Raw genomic sequence first — 14,974 nt, 5'->3', positions numbered from 1 at the left:
GTGGACCGGTTTCACACGGGTTCCCTCGGCACAGGAGTGTTCCGAAGGCTCCTCGCACCCCGGTTGAGGGCGGCTGGTGCGGGAACGGGTCAGGTCGGCCGGCCACGGGTCAGGTCGGCCGGCTCTCGACGATGAAACGGCCCGACGGTCCGTCGCCGGCCGCCGTGACCGTGAGACCCGCCTTCGCCGCGAGGTCGCGGAACTGGTCGAGATTGCGCGTCTTGCCGCCGGTCATCACCATCAGCAGGAGGGCGCCCCTGCTGGGCGCCCCTCCAGGCGATACGCCACCGACCACGACGACGCGGCCGTTGTTCGGAGCGGCGGCCTCGGCACAGCGGGTGAGCAGCGTGGTCGCCTGGTCGTCGGGCCAGTCCAGGAGCACGGAGGCCAGCAGGTAGACGTCCGCCCCCGGGGGGAGCGGGTCGAGGAAGCTCTGCGCGCTGACCGCGGCGCGGTCGGCCACTCCCGCGGACTCGAAGACCTCGCCGGACCGGGCGACCGTGCGGGGGAGGTCGACGAGGGTGCCGCGGACGCCGGGGTGGGCTCGCAGGATCTCGGCCAGCATCGCGCCGGTCCCACCGCCGACGTCGACGACGTGGCGGACGTCCTCCCAGTCGTCGTCGACCAGGATCGCGGGATCCGGAACGCCACGGCCCTGCCGGCCCATGAGCGCGTCATAGCTGGCCGCGATCTCGGGATTGGCCTCCAGGTCCTCCCACCAGGGGCGGCCGAAGACCGTCTCGTACGACGGGCGGCCCGTACGCACGGCGGTGAGCAGGCCGCTCCAGGCACCGGCGAGCCTGCCGGCCGAGCCGTCGAGATCGAGACCGCCGCGCACCCGGGGCTCCAGGAGGCCACGAGCCGCCTCGTTGAGGGTGAACTCGCCCTTGGCGGGTTCCTGGAAGAGGCCCTTGTCCACCAGGTGGCGCAGGACCCGGGCCAGCGACTCGGCGTCACAGTCCGACTTCCGGGCCAGCTCGTCGATCTTCGTGATCCCCGCCGCCATGTGCTCGGCGACGCCCAGGGTGACCACCACACGTACGCTCCACGGGGTCGCCAGGTCGCTCAGCGCCCGAAGATCCGCTTTGTCCGACACTCGTTACCTCCAGGGTCAACGGGCCTTGGGAGACAGGCGCTTGTAGACGGCCTGCCAGAAGAAGGTCCAGGGAACGGCCCAGCCGTCCGCGGCGCAGGTCCACGAGTCGCCCGGCCGGTAGGCGGCGAGGAATTCCGGTACGGCGGCCTGCACGGCCCGGCTGTCGTCGATGTCGACCACCTGCCGCAGCGGCCCGGTCTCCATCGCCATGCGCACGACCTCCGCACCCTGCGCGTGCCCGTCCAGGCTCTTGTCCATGTACTTGCCGACGGGGTTCTTGACGTAGAACGCGTCGCAGTGGCGATCGATCAGGGACAGGTAGTTCAGCACCGTGTCCACGGGCATCTCGGTGAGGGAGTTGATGTTGACGGCCAGGTCGAAACGGTGCGGGCCGAGCGCGTCGTCGATCTCGTCCACGGTGATGAACGTGACCTTGGCGAACTGCTTGTCGTCCAGGGTGGCGCGCAGGTAGCTCCGGGAGAGGCGGAGCGTGTTCGGCAGGTCGATGATGTGGTACGAGGCGAGGTCGTGGTTGCCGAGCATGGCGTGACACGTCCGGCCGTAACCGGCCCCGATCTCCAGGACGCGCGCGCCCGCGAGGTCGATCTCCTTCTCGATGAACTCCAGTTCGAGCACCGCCTGCAGGTAGTCCAGGCAGACGCTCTCACCGTCGATCGTCACGCTGAACGGATCGCCTACCTCGCGGTTGCGGATCCGCCGGAGCCTGGACCAGTCCTCGGGGCCGAGACCGGCCGCGAGGTTGTAGAGCAGGGTCTTGAGGTATCTGGTCCCGTTCGCCGCGGGATTCCAGATGGCGATCTTGTGGTTGGGAGAACCCGACTTGAAGTGCGCCAGATTCCTCGACACGTCTTCGGTGACCCAGCGTTTGCTGATGTTCTCCCACTGCGCGCTGGCCTGATAAGGGGACTTCATATCGCTCTCCCGGTCGCACCTGACGCGGTGCGGGAATCGTTTCCGGCGGCTGGCACCGTCATGGGCGGTCGGGTCAGGGGCGGTCGGATCATGGGGCGGCGAGCGTCTCCAGCGTTCGCACGACCTCCGCGGGGGTCGGGAGCGTGGTGATCTCCTCGGCGAGGGCCTGCGCCCGCTGGGCGTACGCGGGAGTGGACAGGATCTCCCGGCAGCCGGCGGCCATCGCCTCCACCAGGTCCTGATCGGTCCCTTCCCGCTCCGGCGTCACCGTCAGAGCCGCCCCGAAGTCGGTCAGGGCCTGCGCGATGGCCTTCGTGTGGAAGTTCGGCGGGACGATCAGCTGCGGCACCCCGGCGGTCATGACCGTCATGGCGGTGGCCGCGCCCGCGTGGTGCACCATCAGGTCGCAGGTGGGGGCCACGACGTCGAGTGGGATCCACCCGACGCGGACGTCGCCGAGGTCTCCGCCGAGCTCCTCGGCGGCCCTGTCGGGGGCCGCGATCAGCACCTCGGCTCCGGTCCGGGTCAGCCGGTCCACCAGGTGCCGCATGGAGTCGGCCGGGAGCATGCGGAAGTGCGTTCCCGAGGTGATCAGTACCCGGGGGCGCCCTTCGGGCCGGGTGTACATCCACGGCTGGAGGCGGCGCTGGGGGTTCCTCGGGATCCAGCGCATCGGCTGCGCGTCCGGGGCGCCTGCGGGCCGGAGCGAGGGCGGGGAGACGTCGATGAACAGGTCGGGGTCCGGCAGGGCCGCCAGCCCCAGACGCTCCAGGTCGGGCCGGAGCCCCTCCTCGGCGATCGGGTCGATCTCCGCCATCGGGATCTGGAGATACTCGGCGTGGCGCACGTAGGGGACCTTGATCCGGGAGGCGAGCAACCCCGCCGCGTAGCTCATCGAGCCGCCGACGACCAGATCGGGGGGCCGGGCCTCCACCAGGTCCAGCAGCGCGTCCAGCTCGGCGGAGGCCATCCGGGCGAAGGCCCGGCCGAAAATGAGCGACTCCTCCTCCCGCAGATCCCGGAAGGGACTGGGGGCGTTCCCCGAGTCGCCGTTCTTCATGAAGTGCCGGATCGGCTCGGGCATGACGGAGACCGCAGGCACTTCGATGGCCTCCGCGAACCGCATCAACGGTTCGTTGCCGGCCATGAGGATCTCATGGCCGGCATTCTGCACGGCCGCCGCGAGAGGGGCGGCGCCATAGACGGTCGCCTGGCTGCCGGTGGCGATGTACAAGAATCTCATGGGCAATTCATATGCCTTCTGTGAGACGGCGGAGTCAACGACCTGCCTCAGCCGGATTCGGCCACTTCCATGATGTATCGGCCATAGGCGGACTTCGCCAGGCGACTGCCGAGGCGATAGAACTCATCCCGGTCGATGTATCCCAGGCGCCAGGCGATCTCCTCGAGACAGGCGATCCGCACGCCCTGCCGGTGCTCCAGGACCTGGACGTACTGGCCCGCTTCCATGAGGGCGTCGTGCGTTCCCGTGTCCAGCCAGACGAAGCCGCGTCCCAGGGGTATGAGCGTGGCCTCGCCCCGCTCCAGATAGGTCCGGTTGACATCCGTGATCTCCAGCTCCCCGCGTTCGGAGGGCTGCAGCCTTCTGGCGATGTCCACCACCTGGTTGTCGTAGAGGTAGAGCCCGGTGATCGCCATATTGGTCCGCGGCCTGGCCGGCTTCTCCTCGATCGAGACGAGCCTGCCCTTCTCGTCCAGCTCACCGACCCCGTAGCGCTGCGGGTCCCGTACCGGGTGGCCGAAGAGGACACAGCCCTCGACGTCTCGCGCGGCCCGGTGAAGCAGGGTCCCGAACCCCGCTCCGTGGAAGATGTTGTCGCCCAGCACCAGGGCGACGGAGTCGTCTCCGACATGGTCGGCGGAGACCAGGAACGCGTCCGCGATTCCCCGGGGCTTGTCCTGCTCGGCGTAACTCAGGGAGATGCCGAGCCAGGAGCCGTCGCCCAGCAGTCTCCGGAATGTCTCCAGGTCCTCCGGCGACGAGATGATCTGAATTTCGGTGATGCCCGCCATCATCAGAACCGACAGCGGGTAGTAGATCATTGGTTTGTCGTAAACCGGAAGCAATTGCTTCGAGACGCCGAGCGTAATGGGGTGCAGCCGCGTGCCATGGCCGCCGGCCAGGATGATTCCCTTCACGGCCCGCCTCCTCGCCCTGTCCGTATCGGCACAGCGAATATCGATGGCCGTGCTCGCCACCGGGTGGTCCATTTTCCGTCCACTCCACATGGTGGACAGCCGTACGGCCTGCGGGCATCTTCGACGGTGCCGTGGTGACTCGAGTTCGCATTCCGGCCGGGCCGGGCCCGGCGGCGTTCAACCGCGCGAGGTCGCCGGTCGAACGAGGTCGCCGCCGTCGACCAGGTGATGGCCGGCCGCCTGGGCGGAGAACCGTCCGGCCGCTTCGGCGAGCGCGCGGTGAAGCCGCTCGTCCTCGGTCTGACCGGCCTCCCACTGCACGCCGATCGCGAATGGGTGATCGGTCACCTCCACCGCCTCCACGACTCCGTCCGGCGCCCAGGCCGTGGCGGTGAGACCGGCGCCGATCCGGTCGATCGCCTGGTGGTGGTGGCAGGCGGCCTCGGGGGAGTCCTCGCCGAGGATCTCGGCGATCCGGCTGCCCGGCGTCAGGTCCAGGCGGTTCCTGCCGAACGTGAAGACCTCGGTCTCCGGGCAATGGCCGTCATGGCCCGTCACCTCGGGCAGGTGCTGGTGCAGGGTGCCCCCGAAACCCACGTTGAGCAGTTGCATGCCACGGCAGACGGCGAGGACGGGCAGACCGGCCCTGAGCGCCGTCGTGACCAGTGCGAGCTCGGCGGCGTCGACGGCCGCGTCGGCTCCGCGCGTCCTGGAGTGCGGGGCGCCCCCGTACAGCGACGGATCCACGTCCGGGCCACCCGGAACCAGCAGCCCGTCGAGCCGGTCGATGAGGTGCTCGACGCCGGGCAGCAGCGGAAGCAGCAGGGGAGCGCAACCCGCGGAGGCCAGGAACTTCACGTGCGACTGCAGCGTGAAGCTCACGGTCAGGGGGGCGCCCATGAGTGTGACGGGCGCCGTCCGCGCGCATATCCCGACCACCGGCCGCCCGGAGGACCGCCCTGTGCTCACCGGACCATTCGGTGCTGAGTTCATCGGCTTCTCGGCGTGGAGACCCCGGCCTTCAGGCCGGGGAGGAAACGCCTTTCCCTCCTCGTTTTTCGTTGTTGCGTCTGCGGGCATGTCGATCATGCGGATGTGAACGCGGCCGAGAACATCAGAGACAGCGCCGTCGGGCGGACGGTGACAGCGCGGGGAGCCCTCCAGCCGTTGGGCGGGGCCGTGAACCGCGAACCTCAACCTGTCCTCTCCTCCCGGTAGGGATCGGGTTGGAATCCCCCGCCTTCAGGCGGGGGAGGAACGTCAAGCTCACCCTCATCGTTGTCGTCGGTCATGCGGAAGTGCGCCGGCCGGGCATCGCCGCCCAGGCCGGTGATCGGCCGGGGTCTCAGGAGCGGGGCCGGGCGGGCGGTGCGGGCCGGTGCAGGGGCGCCCACCAGTCGCGGTTGTCCGCGTACCACTCGACGGTGGCCTTGAGACCCTCGGCGAACGGCACCCTGGGCGCGTAGCCCATCGACCGCAGCAGCGAGTCGTCGAGGCTGTAGCGGCGATCGTGGCCCTTGCGGTCGGTGACCGGCACGACCATGTCCCAAGACGCGCCGCAGGCCGCCAGGATCGCCGCGGTCAGCTCTCGATTCGACAACTCGGTGTCGCCGTCGATGTGGTAGACCCGGCCCGGCCGCCCCTGCTCGAGGACCAGCTGGATGCCGCGGCAGTGGTCGTCGACGTGGATCCACCCGCGCACGTTGAGGCCGTCCCCGTAGAGCGGGACCGGGCGGCCGTCCAGCAGGTTGGTGACGAACAGCGGGATGACCTTCTCCGGGTACTGGTGGGGGCCGTAGTTGTTGCAGCAGCGCGTGATCGACACGTTCAGCCCGTGTGTGCGCGCGTAGGCCATGGCCAGCAGGTCCCCGCCCGCCTTCGCCGCCGAATAGGGCGAGTTGGGGTCCAGCGGCGCGTCCTCGGTCCAGGAACCCGCGGCGATCGACCCGTACACCTCGTCGGTGGACACGTGGACGACCCGAGGGACTCCGGCCGCTCGGCATCCGTCGAGGAGTACCTGCACACCGGTCACGTTGGACGTGACGAACTCCGCCGCCCCGGTGATGGAGCGGTCGACGTGCGTCTCGGCGGCGAAGTTCAGCACCGCGTCGTGACCCGGCAGCAGCTCCGCCAGGAGGTCGGCGTCGCAGATGTCGCCGCGCATGAACTCGAACCGCCCGGCCACCGCGTCGAGGTTCGCCGGGTTCCCCGCGTACGTGAGCTTGTCCAGCACGGTCACCCGCGCGTCTTCGTAACCGGGATAACCGCCGCTGAGGAGCGTCCGCACGTAGTGCGAGCCGATGAAACCGGCGCCGCCCGTTACCAGGATTCTCATGAGCTGATCCGCACCTCGCCGTGGCCGCCGAGCACGAGCCCGTATGCCCCGTGCACGCCTCCTAGCGTGCGCCGAGCGCAGAGCGCGTCCATCTCGGAGCTTGCCCTACCGGCCGGTCCCGCCCGGCAGGCCGTACGGGAGCGGGCGGCACCGGTTCCCGCGCGGGAGGACAGGCGGGTCGAACCCGGACGGGAGGTGCTCGCCTACATCATCACCGTCAGCTGGCCCGCCGCCGCGACCGGCCGCGCCTTCTTGTCCGTCGGCGAGTAGAAGACGTCGCCGTCGACCGCGAAGATGACGGGCACCACGTGGGCCCGGCGCGGTCGTCGACCGTGGCCGGCCGGACGACCCGCTCTCGCTCGACACGACCTCGCATCTCGTCCTGCTCGAGATTCATCACCGCCCCTTGTCGTTGGCGCTCAGGAAGACGATGTCGAGGTCGTGGAGCAGGTCGGGCTCCGCGTCCATGGCGATGCGGGTGATCCTCCCGTCGGTGATGCTGAAGTTGAAGACGACCTTCGGCCGGCCGCGGTACGCCCAGACGGCCGCCGGAACGCCGTCGACCAGAGCCGGCCGGGCGGCCTCGGCCCGTCCGGAGAACATCGCGGCCACCGCGTCGGCGCCGCGGACCTCTCCGGGGGCGCCCATCCGTACGGCCTCCGGGTCGGCCACGAGCACGGCGCCCGGATCGAGCAGCGCGAGCAGGGCGGAGAAGTCCCCGCCCCGGGAGGCGGCAAGGAAGGCGGCGACGATCTCCCGCTTCCGTGAGTGCGCGGAACTGGACGCCGCGGCCGCTCCCTGCACCCGGCGGCGGGCCCGGCTGGCGAGTTGCCGGGCGGCCGCGGGGGAGCGGTCGATGATGGCGCCGATCTCACCAAAGGGCACGTCGAAGACGTCATGCAGGACTAATGCGAGCCGCTCGCCGGGCGTCAGCGTGTCCAGCACCACCATCAGCGCGACGCCGACCGAGTCGGCGAGCAGCGCCTCGTCCTCGGGACCGGCCTGGCCGGCCGGCTCGGGGTTCGCGTGCGGCACGGCCGGATCGGGCGGCACCGCCCCCGCGGGCTCCTCACGCCGGGCCCGGCGGGTCTCCAGCATGTTCAGGCAGACCCGGGCGACGACCGTGGTCAGCCACCCCGCAGGATTCTCGACCTTGTCGGCGTCGGCGCGGTTGACCCGCAGCCACGCCTCCTGCACCGCGTCCTCGGCGTCACCGCGCGAGCCGAGCATCTTGTACGCCAGGCCCGTCAGACGGTTCCGGTGCTCGGCGAAGCGCTGTGTCAGCCAGTCGTGCTCGCTCATCTGTCACATTCCTCCGTCCGCACCTGTCATACCAGTCGACGGGTGAGACGGGCGAGCCGACGGAGTCTCGCACCGGCCGAACGCCTCTGCCCCGCGGTGCCGCCGGGGCCCGGGGCGGCCCGTGAAGGACCGGAATACCAAGGAGGAAGCGGATGTCACCGAAGGTGAACGTCATCATGCTCGGAGTCCGGGACATGGCCCGGGCGAAGAAGTTCTACGCCGAGGGCCTGGGCGCCGAGATCGAGACGGACTACCCGAACTTCGTCTCGCTCAACCTCGGCGAGGGCTCCTCGTCGCTGGCCCTCTACGAGTGGGACGCCGCCGCGCAGGACGCGGGCGTGTCCGCGGAGGGTTCCGGATTCCGCGGCGTCTCGTTCCACTACGGCGCCGAGTCCCGCGCGGAGGTGGACGAGGTGATCTCCAAGGCCGAGGCCGCCGGCGGCAGCGTGGTCCGGAAGCCGGAGAGCGCGCAGTGGGGCGGGTACTTCGGCTACTTCGCCGACCCCGACGGCTACCTGTGGAAGGTCGCTACCAACAGCTGACCTGACCGTGGACCGCTGGGGGCCGGCCGCCTTCCTCTCCGGCCGGCCCCCAGCTTCACGACCGCCACCGATCGCCCGCCGCACTGCGGCCGACCTTCCGCGAGGAACGCGTTCCACCTGGCAGAGTCCACCCGTCCTTGACCGGGATTGCAGAGATCTTCGTCAGGCTGCGCCCAACGCTCACCTCTGGGTTGTCACCTTTCGGAAGGACGAACATGGGAACAGTCGAGGTTCCGGTTCTGATCGTGGGCGGCGGCGGATGCGGCCTGTCCGCCTCCATCTTCCTGTCCGACCACGGAATCGGCCATCTGCTGGTGGAACGGCACGCGGACACGTCGAGGATCCCGAAGGCGCACTACCTCAATCAGCGCACGATGGAGATCTACCGTCAGCACGGGCTCGACGAAGAGGTGGTCGAGCAGGGGGCGCCGCTGGACAAGTTCGGCAAGGTCCGCTGGCAGACCTCCCTCGCCGGTGACGGACCGCTGGACGCGCGGCTGATCCATGAGATGGACGCCTTCGGCGGCGGTGCGCTGCAGGAGTCGTACGAGGCGGCCGGGCCCATCCTGCCCTCCAAGCTGCCGCAGTTCCGGCTGGAGCCGATCCTGCGCCGCCACGCCGAGCAGCGCAATCCCGGACGGGTCCTGTTCAGCCACGAACTGACCGCCTTCTCCGACGAGGGCGACCGCGTGATCGCCGAGGTCCGCGACCTCACGACCGGAGAGCTCACCACGGTCGTCGCGCAGTACGTCATCGCGGCCGACGGCGGCCGCACGTTCGGCGCCGCGCTCGGCGTGGAGATGCAGGGCCTGCACGGGCTGGTGCACACCACGACCGTGTACTTCTCCGCCGACCTGTCGAAGTGGTGGCACGAGGGAACGCTCCTCACCCACCTCCTCCACCCGGAGGACCCGCGGCTCTCCAGCACGCTCATCGAGATGGGGCCGACGTGGGGCAAGGGCTGTGAGGAGTGGGGGCTGCACTTCTCCCCGAACGACCCGACCCGCTACGACGAGCGGACGGCGATTCCCAGGATCCGCGAGGTCCTCGGTCTGCCCGACCTGGACGTGACCTTGCACCGGGTGACGTACTGGACGGTGGAGGCACTGCTCGCCGAGCGCTACCGGGCCGGACGGGTGCTGCTCGCCGGCGACGCCGCGCACCGTCAGCCGCCCGCCGTCGGGCTGGGTCTGAACAGCGGGATCCAGGACGCGCACAACCTCGCGTGGAAGCTGGCCGCGGTCATCACCGGCCGCGCGCCCGAGAGTCTGCTCGACAGCTATGAGGCGGAGCGGCGGCCCGTCGGCAGGCACAACATCGACTGGGCGATGTCCGCGGCGACCCACCACCAGGCGCTCCTCGACGCCATCGGCTTCGGCGAGCGGGTGCCGCCGGAGCGCCGGGTGTCGCGGATCTCTGCGCATTTCGACCCGTCGCCGCTCGGCGCGACCGTACGGGCGCGGGCGGAGGAGATGTTCCACACGCACCGGGGCGGCTGCCAGGCGCTCGACGTGGAGATCGGGTTCGCCTACGAGGAGGGCGCGGTCATCCCGGACGGCAGCCGGCCGCCGGCCCGCGCGCCCATGCGGGACGTGTACCACCCCACGACCCGCCCGGGCCACCGGCTGCCCCACGCCTGGCTCGAACGCGGCGGCCGGCGCCTGTCCACCCACGACCTGACCGGCGCCGCGACGAACTTCGCGCTGCTCACCGGCCCGGGAGGAACGCCGTGGTGCGAGGCGGCCGCGCAGGTGGCCGAGAGGTTCTCGATCCCCATCGTCGTGGCCCAGATCGGAGACGGCGCCGAGTTCACCGACGTCGACGGCGGGTGGGAGGCCATCCGGCAGATCTCCGACGAGGGCGCCGTACTCGTGCGTCCTGACAACCACGTGGCATGGCGCAGCCTGGGCGTCGGTGACGATCCGGTGGAAGCCCTGACGAACGCGGTCTCCCGCGTCCTGGACCCCGGCGTGAGCGTCAGCCGGGTTCCCCAGGCGGTCTGAGCGAGCGTGGCCCCCGGCCCGCGGCCGTGCTCTGAGGCGGTCGCCGGCCGGGGCGTGAACGCGATCACCGACCGGGAGAGGGAACCGGCCGCCGGTCCGGGAGAACGACGCCGGTCGCCGGCCCGGAACGAAGCCGGTCGCCGGCCGGGGACGACGCGGCGGATGGTCTACGGGCCGGTGCGCATCTCGCGCACCGGCCCGTGTCCATGTCGGCCGGCGCCGGCCCCACGACCCTGGGGAGCCGGCGCCGGCGGTCTTCGATCTCACCGCGCGGCAGGAGCGGCGGCGTCCTTTCGCAGGAAGGCGAGGACCTGGTCGGCGGCCTTACGCGCCGTCGCGATGGACGTCCCGACCCCGACGCCGTCGTACGCGGCGCCGCAGACCGCGAGGCCGGGCTGCTCCGCCACGGAGGCGCGGATCCGCGCCACCCGGTCCGGGTGACCGACCGTGTACTGCGGCAGCGAGCCGTCCCACCGCGTGACCCGGGTCGCCACCGGGCCTCCGGTCACCCCGGTGGCCTCGGCGAGCTCGGACGCCGCCACCGCGGCGAGGTCGGCGTCGTCACGCTGCAGCAGCTTCTCGTCGCCGACCCGACCCGCCTGGCACCGTACGATCTCCACCTCGCCCGCCAGGTGCGGCCACTTCACGGTCGTGAACGTGACCGCGCTGACCGTACGCCCGTCCACCGCCGGTACCCGGTAGCCGCTGAGCCTCCGGCCGGTGAGCTCGCCGGGGAACGCCGTGCGGGGGTAGGCGAGCGTGATGATCGCAGTGTCGGCGTACGGGATCTCGGCGAGCCCGGTGGCGGCCTGCGTCGCCCCGGGCACCCCGGCCAGCAGCCGGCCGGCGGGACCGGCGGGAACGGCGACCACCACCGCGTCCGCGTCGATGTGCTCCGGGCCGGCGGCGGACTCCACGGTCAGCCGCCAGCCGCGCGCACTCCGCGCGAGCTCCGTGACCGTGGCCCCGGTCCGTACGGCCGCTCCGGGTGAGGCGGCGAGCACGACCTCCGCGAGGTGGTCGGGCAGCGTGCCGAGCCCGCCGGTGAGGGTGGCGATGCCCGGTGGCATCTTCTCCTCGGCCGGGTCCGGCGGCGGCGTCACCGAGGCGGCCGCGGCGGCCAGCGACGGGTACCTGCGGGACGCGGCGGCCAGCGGGGTCAGCGTGGCCTCGAACGACAGCTCCTCCGCGCGGCCGGCGTAGACGTCGTTGACGAAGGGGTCGACGAGACGGTCCACGACCTCCTGGCCGAGCCGCCCCGCGACGTACGCGGCGACGGAGACGTCTCCGTCCCGGTCGGACGGAGGCAGATCCGAGTCCTGCCGTGCCCGGGCCACCCCGTCGGCGGACAGGATGCCGGTCCTGGCGAGCTCGTCCAGGTCGCCGGGCACGCCCATGATCTGGCGGCCGGGCAGCGACCGTATCTCGTTCCGCGTCCAGACGGCGGCCGCCTTGGTGCCCGCCAACGTGATCCGATCACCGAGCCCGGCCGCCTTCAGCAGCCCGGTCGTCTTCGGACGCCGGGCGTACAGCGCCTCCGCGCCCTCGTCGACGGCGACGCCCGCCACCTCCGACACGGCCAGCTTCCCGCCGAGCCTGGACGCTCCTTCGAGGACCGTCACCCGTACCGGCTCGTCCTTGAGGTAGAACGCCGCCGCCAGCCCCGCGATGCCGCCCCCGACGACGACCACATGTGGCGCCCCGTCTGTCCGATCCTGTCCGTTGTCCGCCATTCCGCCTGCTCCTTCGTGAGAATGGTCTCCGTAGCAGTCTGAATGGGGCTCCAATAATCTCGGTCGAGCGTGGGTGGGCTCGGATCGGGTGATCTCAGGATTCCGGTCCCGGCCACGTGAACGCTCGGCCGGCCGCGGGGGAACGCCTTCCGCGCAGGCGTTCCCCTACGGCGCTTCGGGTGGCTACCGGACCGTTTCCTGCCTGTTCTTGAGCCGTTCGGCGAACAGGCTCCATTCCTTGCCGATGCTCTCGGCTATCGGAGCAATGACGCTGAGCCAGTGCGCCGGAATCGCGTTGAGGAATTGCCGCCACCGGTCCGGATCGGTCGCGTGCAACCCCATCCACCGGAGGAACTCCTTACCGCCCTCGGTGTATCGGATGGCCGGGTCGTTGGCCACCTTGGCGGCCACCTCGGCCCAGGTGAGCGGGGTGTCGATGTGGTTCTTGCGCCGCAGCGGGGTGGCGCCGGCCTCCGGCCCCGGGGTGACCGTCTCGGTGACGACGCCGACCGGGCGCACGGATGCCGCCTCCGCCGCCCGGTGCCCGTTGCGCTCCGGGCTGACGCCGCGGCGAAGCCGGGCGCTCACGTCGTGCACCGTGCCGAGCGACACGTCGGTCTCCCTGGCGACCTGCCTGAGCGGTGCGTTCGGATGTGCGCTGATGTACTCGGCGGCGCGGCGCCTGCCCTCGCCGGCGGTCACCGGGCGCCGCTTCCCGTCGCGGCCGAGGCGTTTGCCGCCCGACCGCGTCCCGTCCGACGACCTGCTGCGCAACGACGCGATCGTCTTCGCGCTGAGCCCGGTGATGTCGGCGAGGGCGCGGTCGGACCAGTCGGGGTGAGCGGTCAGGACCCGTTTGGCCCCGGCGACGCGGTCGGCCCTCGACAGCGGCAGCCCGTGGGAACTGTTCGCCTTCATGGCGAGAACGAGCGCCTCGGAGTCCGTGCAGTCGAGAAAGCGCGCCTTTATGGTGTGGTCGCCGCGAAGCCGGGCCGCCTCCAGTCTGTGCAGCCCGTCGATGACGCGCCAGCCGTCCTCCTGAACGAGGATGGGCGGGAGCTCCGATGAGCCCGCCGCGTCGATGAGCAATTGAACGTGAGCGGCATTCATTCCGCCCTGACGCAGGTACAATCCAGAAGACAGTGCGCTTACCGCCACATCCTGGGCCGGTAGCTTATCGAAATTCTTTAGGTCGAATCCGTCGTCGGTTACCGATTCGTCGTGCTCCGGTCTGACAGAACCGAAGCCGCCTGCGATCAAGACGGCCTGCCCATTGTTACGAACCATTGCGTTCGCTCCTCTCTGCGCCGCACCCGAGGAGCCTGGCAAAGCCGTCTTTAGCCGCAGTCGAGCGTGGGTGGACGTCCCTAGGCCGGACCGGTGGTGACGGTGGTGCGGGCGGTGCCGAACCAGCGGTCGAGTGCGTCGGTGAGGGGGGTGTCGGTGCCGGGGGAGGTCCAGGCGATGTAGCCGTCGGGTCGGATGAGGACGGTGTCGAGTCCGGGGTCGTGGCCTGGGGCCCAGGTGGCGGTGAGGACTTGGAGGCGGTCGGTTCGGTCCGGGGTGATTTCTGCGGTCTGGCCGGTGGTGGTGATGAGGAGGCCTTGTGCGGTGTGCAGGAGGTCGGCGATGCGGGTGCGGGTGCCGTCGGGGAGGGTGAGTTCCTGGTCGGGTGGCATGCGCTTGCCGAGCAGTGGGTGGTCGCCGGGTCCCATGTCGTAGCGGATGCCCAGCCCGCTCAGCATCCCGGCCAGGTGGCCGGCCGCGTCCTTGTACGCCACCAGTTCGCCCATCACGCTGCGGATCGGGTCCATCTCCTCGCCGGTGAGCCGCAGTTCGATCGCCGCGCGGGCGTTGCGCGCCAGCTGCCGTCCGATGGGCTGGCGTTCGGCGTGGTAGGTGTCGAGCAGGCCGTCGTGCGCCCAGCCGTTGATCACCGCCGCCAGTTTCCAGCCGAGGTTCACCGCGTCCTGCACGCCCACGCTCAGCCCCTGCGCCATGGCCGGAGGCTGCACGTGCGTGGCGTCGCCGGCGAGGAACACCCGGCCGCGCCGGTACTCGGAGGCCACCCGGGAGGCGTCGGTGAAGCAGCTGATCCAGCGGCACTCCCCGTGGTGGATGGACTCGCCGGTGAGCCGCTGCCACGCGTCCGCGAGCTCGGTGTAGCTGAGCGAGTCCCGGTCCCGCGGCGCCATGCCCCTCTCGTGCACGACGACCCTCGTGACGCCGTTCTCCAGGTCCATCGCCATGACCATGCTGCCGCCCGGCAGGTTCTCGCCGATGCGCCGGCGACGGGTCTCGATCCCGGTCACGTCGGCGGTGTAGAACCCGCGCGTGGGCTCCGGGCCGGGGAAGTCGATGCCGGCCAGCCTGCGGATGGTGCTCCGCCCCCCGTCGCAGCCCACCAGGTACCGGGCGGTGTCCTCACCGGGGCCGTCCGGCCCGTCGAAGGCGACCACGACGCCGTCCGGCGTCTCGCGGAAGCCGGTCACCTCGTATCCGCGAAGGATCGGCACCCCGAGCTCGGTCGCCCAGCCCTCCAGCATCCGCTCGGTGCGGAACTGAGAGATCCCCCTGGCGCCGAAGTGATTCTCCTCGAACATGCCGAGGTCGATCGGCACACCGCCGAAATGACTGTCGGCGGGCTCGGTCTCACCGAGCCTGCCGAGCAGCCCTCGCTGGTCGAAGCACTCGGCGGTACGCCGCGTGAAACTGGCGCCGCGCGACTCCCGTGGCGGGGAGGGCAGCTTCTCGTAGACGACGACATCGACGCCGCCCAGGCGGAGCTCGCCGGCCATCATCAGCCCGACCGGGCCCGCGCCGACGACTATCACGTCCCTTGCCATTCTTACGCTCCCGTTCGGTCGGTG

At 70.8% G+C, this 14,974-nt stretch carries 14 protein-coding genes; 4 read left to right on the top strand and 10 right to left on the bottom strand.

Annotated elements, in window-relative coordinates; genetic code table 11:
• Window positions 1-109 precede the first annotated feature (109 nt).
• The 5 genes from NE234_RS18765 to NE234_RS18745 all read right to left on the bottom strand — a co-directional run bounded on the left by NE234_RS18765 (window position 110) and on the right by NE234_RS18745 (window position 5,182).
• The gene (locus NE234_RS18765) at window positions 110-1,096 is read right to left on the bottom strand and encodes a methyltransferase (RefSeq protein WP_252781664.1); all 987 of its coding nucleotides are present in this window, start codon (window positions 1,094-1,096) and stop codon (window positions 110-112) included.
• A 15-nt stretch (window positions 1,097-1,111) separates the two neighbouring features.
• Complete coding sequence (locus tag NE234_RS18760; RefSeq protein WP_252781662.1) at window positions 1,112-2,029, bottom strand: putative sugar O-methyltransferase; 918 nt, start codon at window positions 2,027-2,029, stop codon at window positions 1,112-1,114.
• 88 nt (window positions 2,030-2,117) lie between these two features.
• Window positions 2,118-3,272, bottom strand: coding sequence for a nucleotide disphospho-sugar-binding domain-containing protein (locus NE234_RS18755; RefSeq protein WP_252781661.1), 1,155 nt, complete (start codon window positions 3,270-3,272; stop codon window positions 2,118-2,120).
• Window positions 3,273-3,319: 47 nt separating this feature from the next.
• Entirely contained in the window at window positions 3,320-4,189 is an 870-nt protein-coding gene (gene rfbA / locus NE234_RS18750) for a glucose-1-phosphate thymidylyltransferase RfbA (protein WP_252781724.1), read from the bottom strand.
• A gap of 177 nt (window positions 4,190-4,366) precedes the next feature.
• A complete protein-coding gene (locus NE234_RS18745) occupies window positions 4,367-5,182 on the bottom strand; it encodes a gamma-glutamyl-gamma-aminobutyrate hydrolase family protein (protein ID WP_305886702.1) in 816 nt (271 codons plus the stop codon).
• Between the two features lie 12 nt (window positions 5,183-5,194).
• Between NE234_RS18745 and NE234_RS45955 the strand changes: the two genes are divergently transcribed.
• Window positions 5,195-5,407 carry a zinc ribbon domain-containing protein gene (locus NE234_RS45955; RefSeq protein ID WP_406567022.1) on the top strand — a complete coding sequence of 71 codons (213 nt, stop codon included), beginning with the start codon at window positions 5,195-5,197 and terminating at the stop codon, window positions 5,405-5,407.
• 127 nt (window positions 5,408-5,534) lie between these two features.
• Here the strand turns inward: NE234_RS45955 and rfbB are convergent, their stop codons facing one another.
• Entirely contained in the window at window positions 5,535-6,524 is a 990-nt protein-coding gene (gene rfbB / locus NE234_RS18740; protein ID WP_252781658.1) for a dTDP-glucose 4,6-dehydratase, read from the bottom strand.
• A 66-nt stretch (window positions 6,525-6,590) separates the two neighbouring features.
• On the opposite strand from rfbB, the gene NE234_RS18735 reads away from it, so the two are divergent.
• Entirely contained in the window at window positions 6,591-6,794 is a 204-nt protein-coding gene (locus NE234_RS18735) for a hypothetical protein (RefSeq protein WP_252781656.1), read from the top strand.
• Between the two features lie 126 nt (window positions 6,795-6,920).
• On the opposite strand, the gene NE234_RS18730 is transcribed toward NE234_RS18735, so the two are convergent.
• Complete coding sequence (locus NE234_RS18730; RefSeq protein ID WP_252781654.1) at window positions 6,921-7,826, bottom strand: sigma-70 family RNA polymerase sigma factor; 906 nt, start codon at window positions 7,824-7,826, stop codon at window positions 6,921-6,923.
• Between the two features lie 152 nt (window positions 7,827-7,978).
• Between NE234_RS18730 and NE234_RS18725 the strand changes: the two genes are divergently transcribed.
• Both NE234_RS18725 and NE234_RS18720 read left to right on the top strand, forming a co-directional pair.
• A complete protein-coding gene (locus tag NE234_RS18725) occupies window positions 7,979-8,368 on the top strand; it encodes a VOC family protein (protein ID WP_252781653.1) in 390 nt (129 codons plus the stop codon).
• A 215-nt stretch (window positions 8,369-8,583) separates the two neighbouring features.
• Window positions 8,584-10,371: an FAD-dependent monooxygenase gene (locus tag NE234_RS18720; protein WP_252781651.1), complete on the top strand. Its 1,788-nt coding sequence runs from the start codon at window positions 8,584-8,586 to the stop codon at window positions 10,369-10,371.
• Window positions 10,372-10,634: 263 nt separating this feature from the next.
• Here NE234_RS18720 and hemG read toward each other — a convergent pair whose 3' ends face one another.
• The 3 genes from hemG to NE234_RS18705 form a co-directional block, all read right to left on the bottom strand.
• Window positions 10,635-12,104 (bottom strand): protoporphyrinogen oxidase, encoded by a 1,470-nt coding sequence (hemG, locus tag NE234_RS18715; RefSeq protein WP_252781650.1) that lies wholly within the window; start codon window positions 12,102-12,104, stop codon window positions 10,635-10,637.
• A gap of 183 nt (window positions 12,105-12,287) precedes the next feature.
• Window positions 12,288-13,391 (bottom strand): ParB/RepB/Spo0J family partition protein, encoded by a 1,104-nt coding sequence (locus tag NE234_RS18710; protein ID WP_252781648.1) that lies wholly within the window; start codon window positions 13,389-13,391, stop codon window positions 12,288-12,290.
• 80 nt (window positions 13,392-13,471) lie between these two features.
• On the bottom strand, window positions 13,472-14,950 hold the full coding sequence (locus tag NE234_RS18705; RefSeq protein ID WP_252781647.1) for an FAD-dependent monooxygenase: 1,479 nt from the start codon (window positions 14,948-14,950) through the stop codon (window positions 13,472-13,474).
• Window positions 14,951-14,974 lie beyond the last annotated feature (24 nt).

Source organism: Actinoallomurus rhizosphaericola (genome assembly GCF_024055675.1).
Taxonomy (GTDB): domain Bacteria; phylum Actinomycetota; class Actinomycetes; order Streptosporangiales; family Streptosporangiaceae; genus Actinoallomurus; species Actinoallomurus soli.
This window is presented reverse-complemented; position numbering and strand designations above follow the sequence as displayed.

What these genes read in the sequence shown, in the direction of transcription:
- NE234_RS18755 (WP_252781661.1), bottom strand. Translation starts at nt 3,272, where the DNA reads ATGAGATTCTTGTACATCGCCACCGGCAGCCAGGCGACCGTCTATGGC.
- NE234_RS18705 (WP_252781647.1), bottom strand. Translation starts at nt 14,950, where the DNA reads ATGGCAAGGGACGTGATAGTCGTCGGCGCGGGCCCGGTCGGGCTGATG.
- rfbB (WP_252781658.1), bottom strand. Translation starts at nt 6,524, where the DNA reads ATGAGAATCCTGGTAACGGGCGGCGCCGGTTTCATCGGCTCGCACTAC.
- NE234_RS18720 (WP_252781651.1), top strand. Translation starts at nt 8,584, where the DNA reads ATGGGAACAGTCGAGGTTCCGGTTCTGATCGTGGGCGGCGGCGGATGC.
- NE234_RS18725 (WP_252781653.1), top strand. Translation starts at nt 7,979, where the DNA reads ATGTCACCGAAGGTGAACGTCATCATGCTCGGAGTCCGGGACATGGCC.
- NE234_RS18745 (WP_305886702.1), bottom strand. Translation starts at nt 5,182, where the DNA reads ATGAACTCAGCACCGAATGGTCCGGTGAGCACAGGGCGGTCCTCCGGG.
- NE234_RS18710 (WP_252781648.1), bottom strand. Translation starts at nt 13,391, where the DNA reads ATGGTTCGTAACAATGGGCAGGCCGTCTTGATCGCAGGCGGCTTCGGT.
- NE234_RS18730 (WP_252781654.1), bottom strand. Translation starts at nt 7,826, where the DNA reads ATGAGCGAGCACGACTGGCTGACACAGCGCTTCGCCGAGCACCGGAAC.
- NE234_RS18760 (WP_252781662.1), bottom strand. Translation starts at nt 2,029, where the DNA reads ATGAAGTCCCCTTATCAGGCCAGCGCGCAGTGGGAGAACATCAGCAAA.
- hemG (WP_252781650.1), bottom strand. Translation starts at nt 12,104, where the DNA reads ATGGCGGACAACGGACAGGATCGGACAGACGGGGCGCCACATGTGGTC.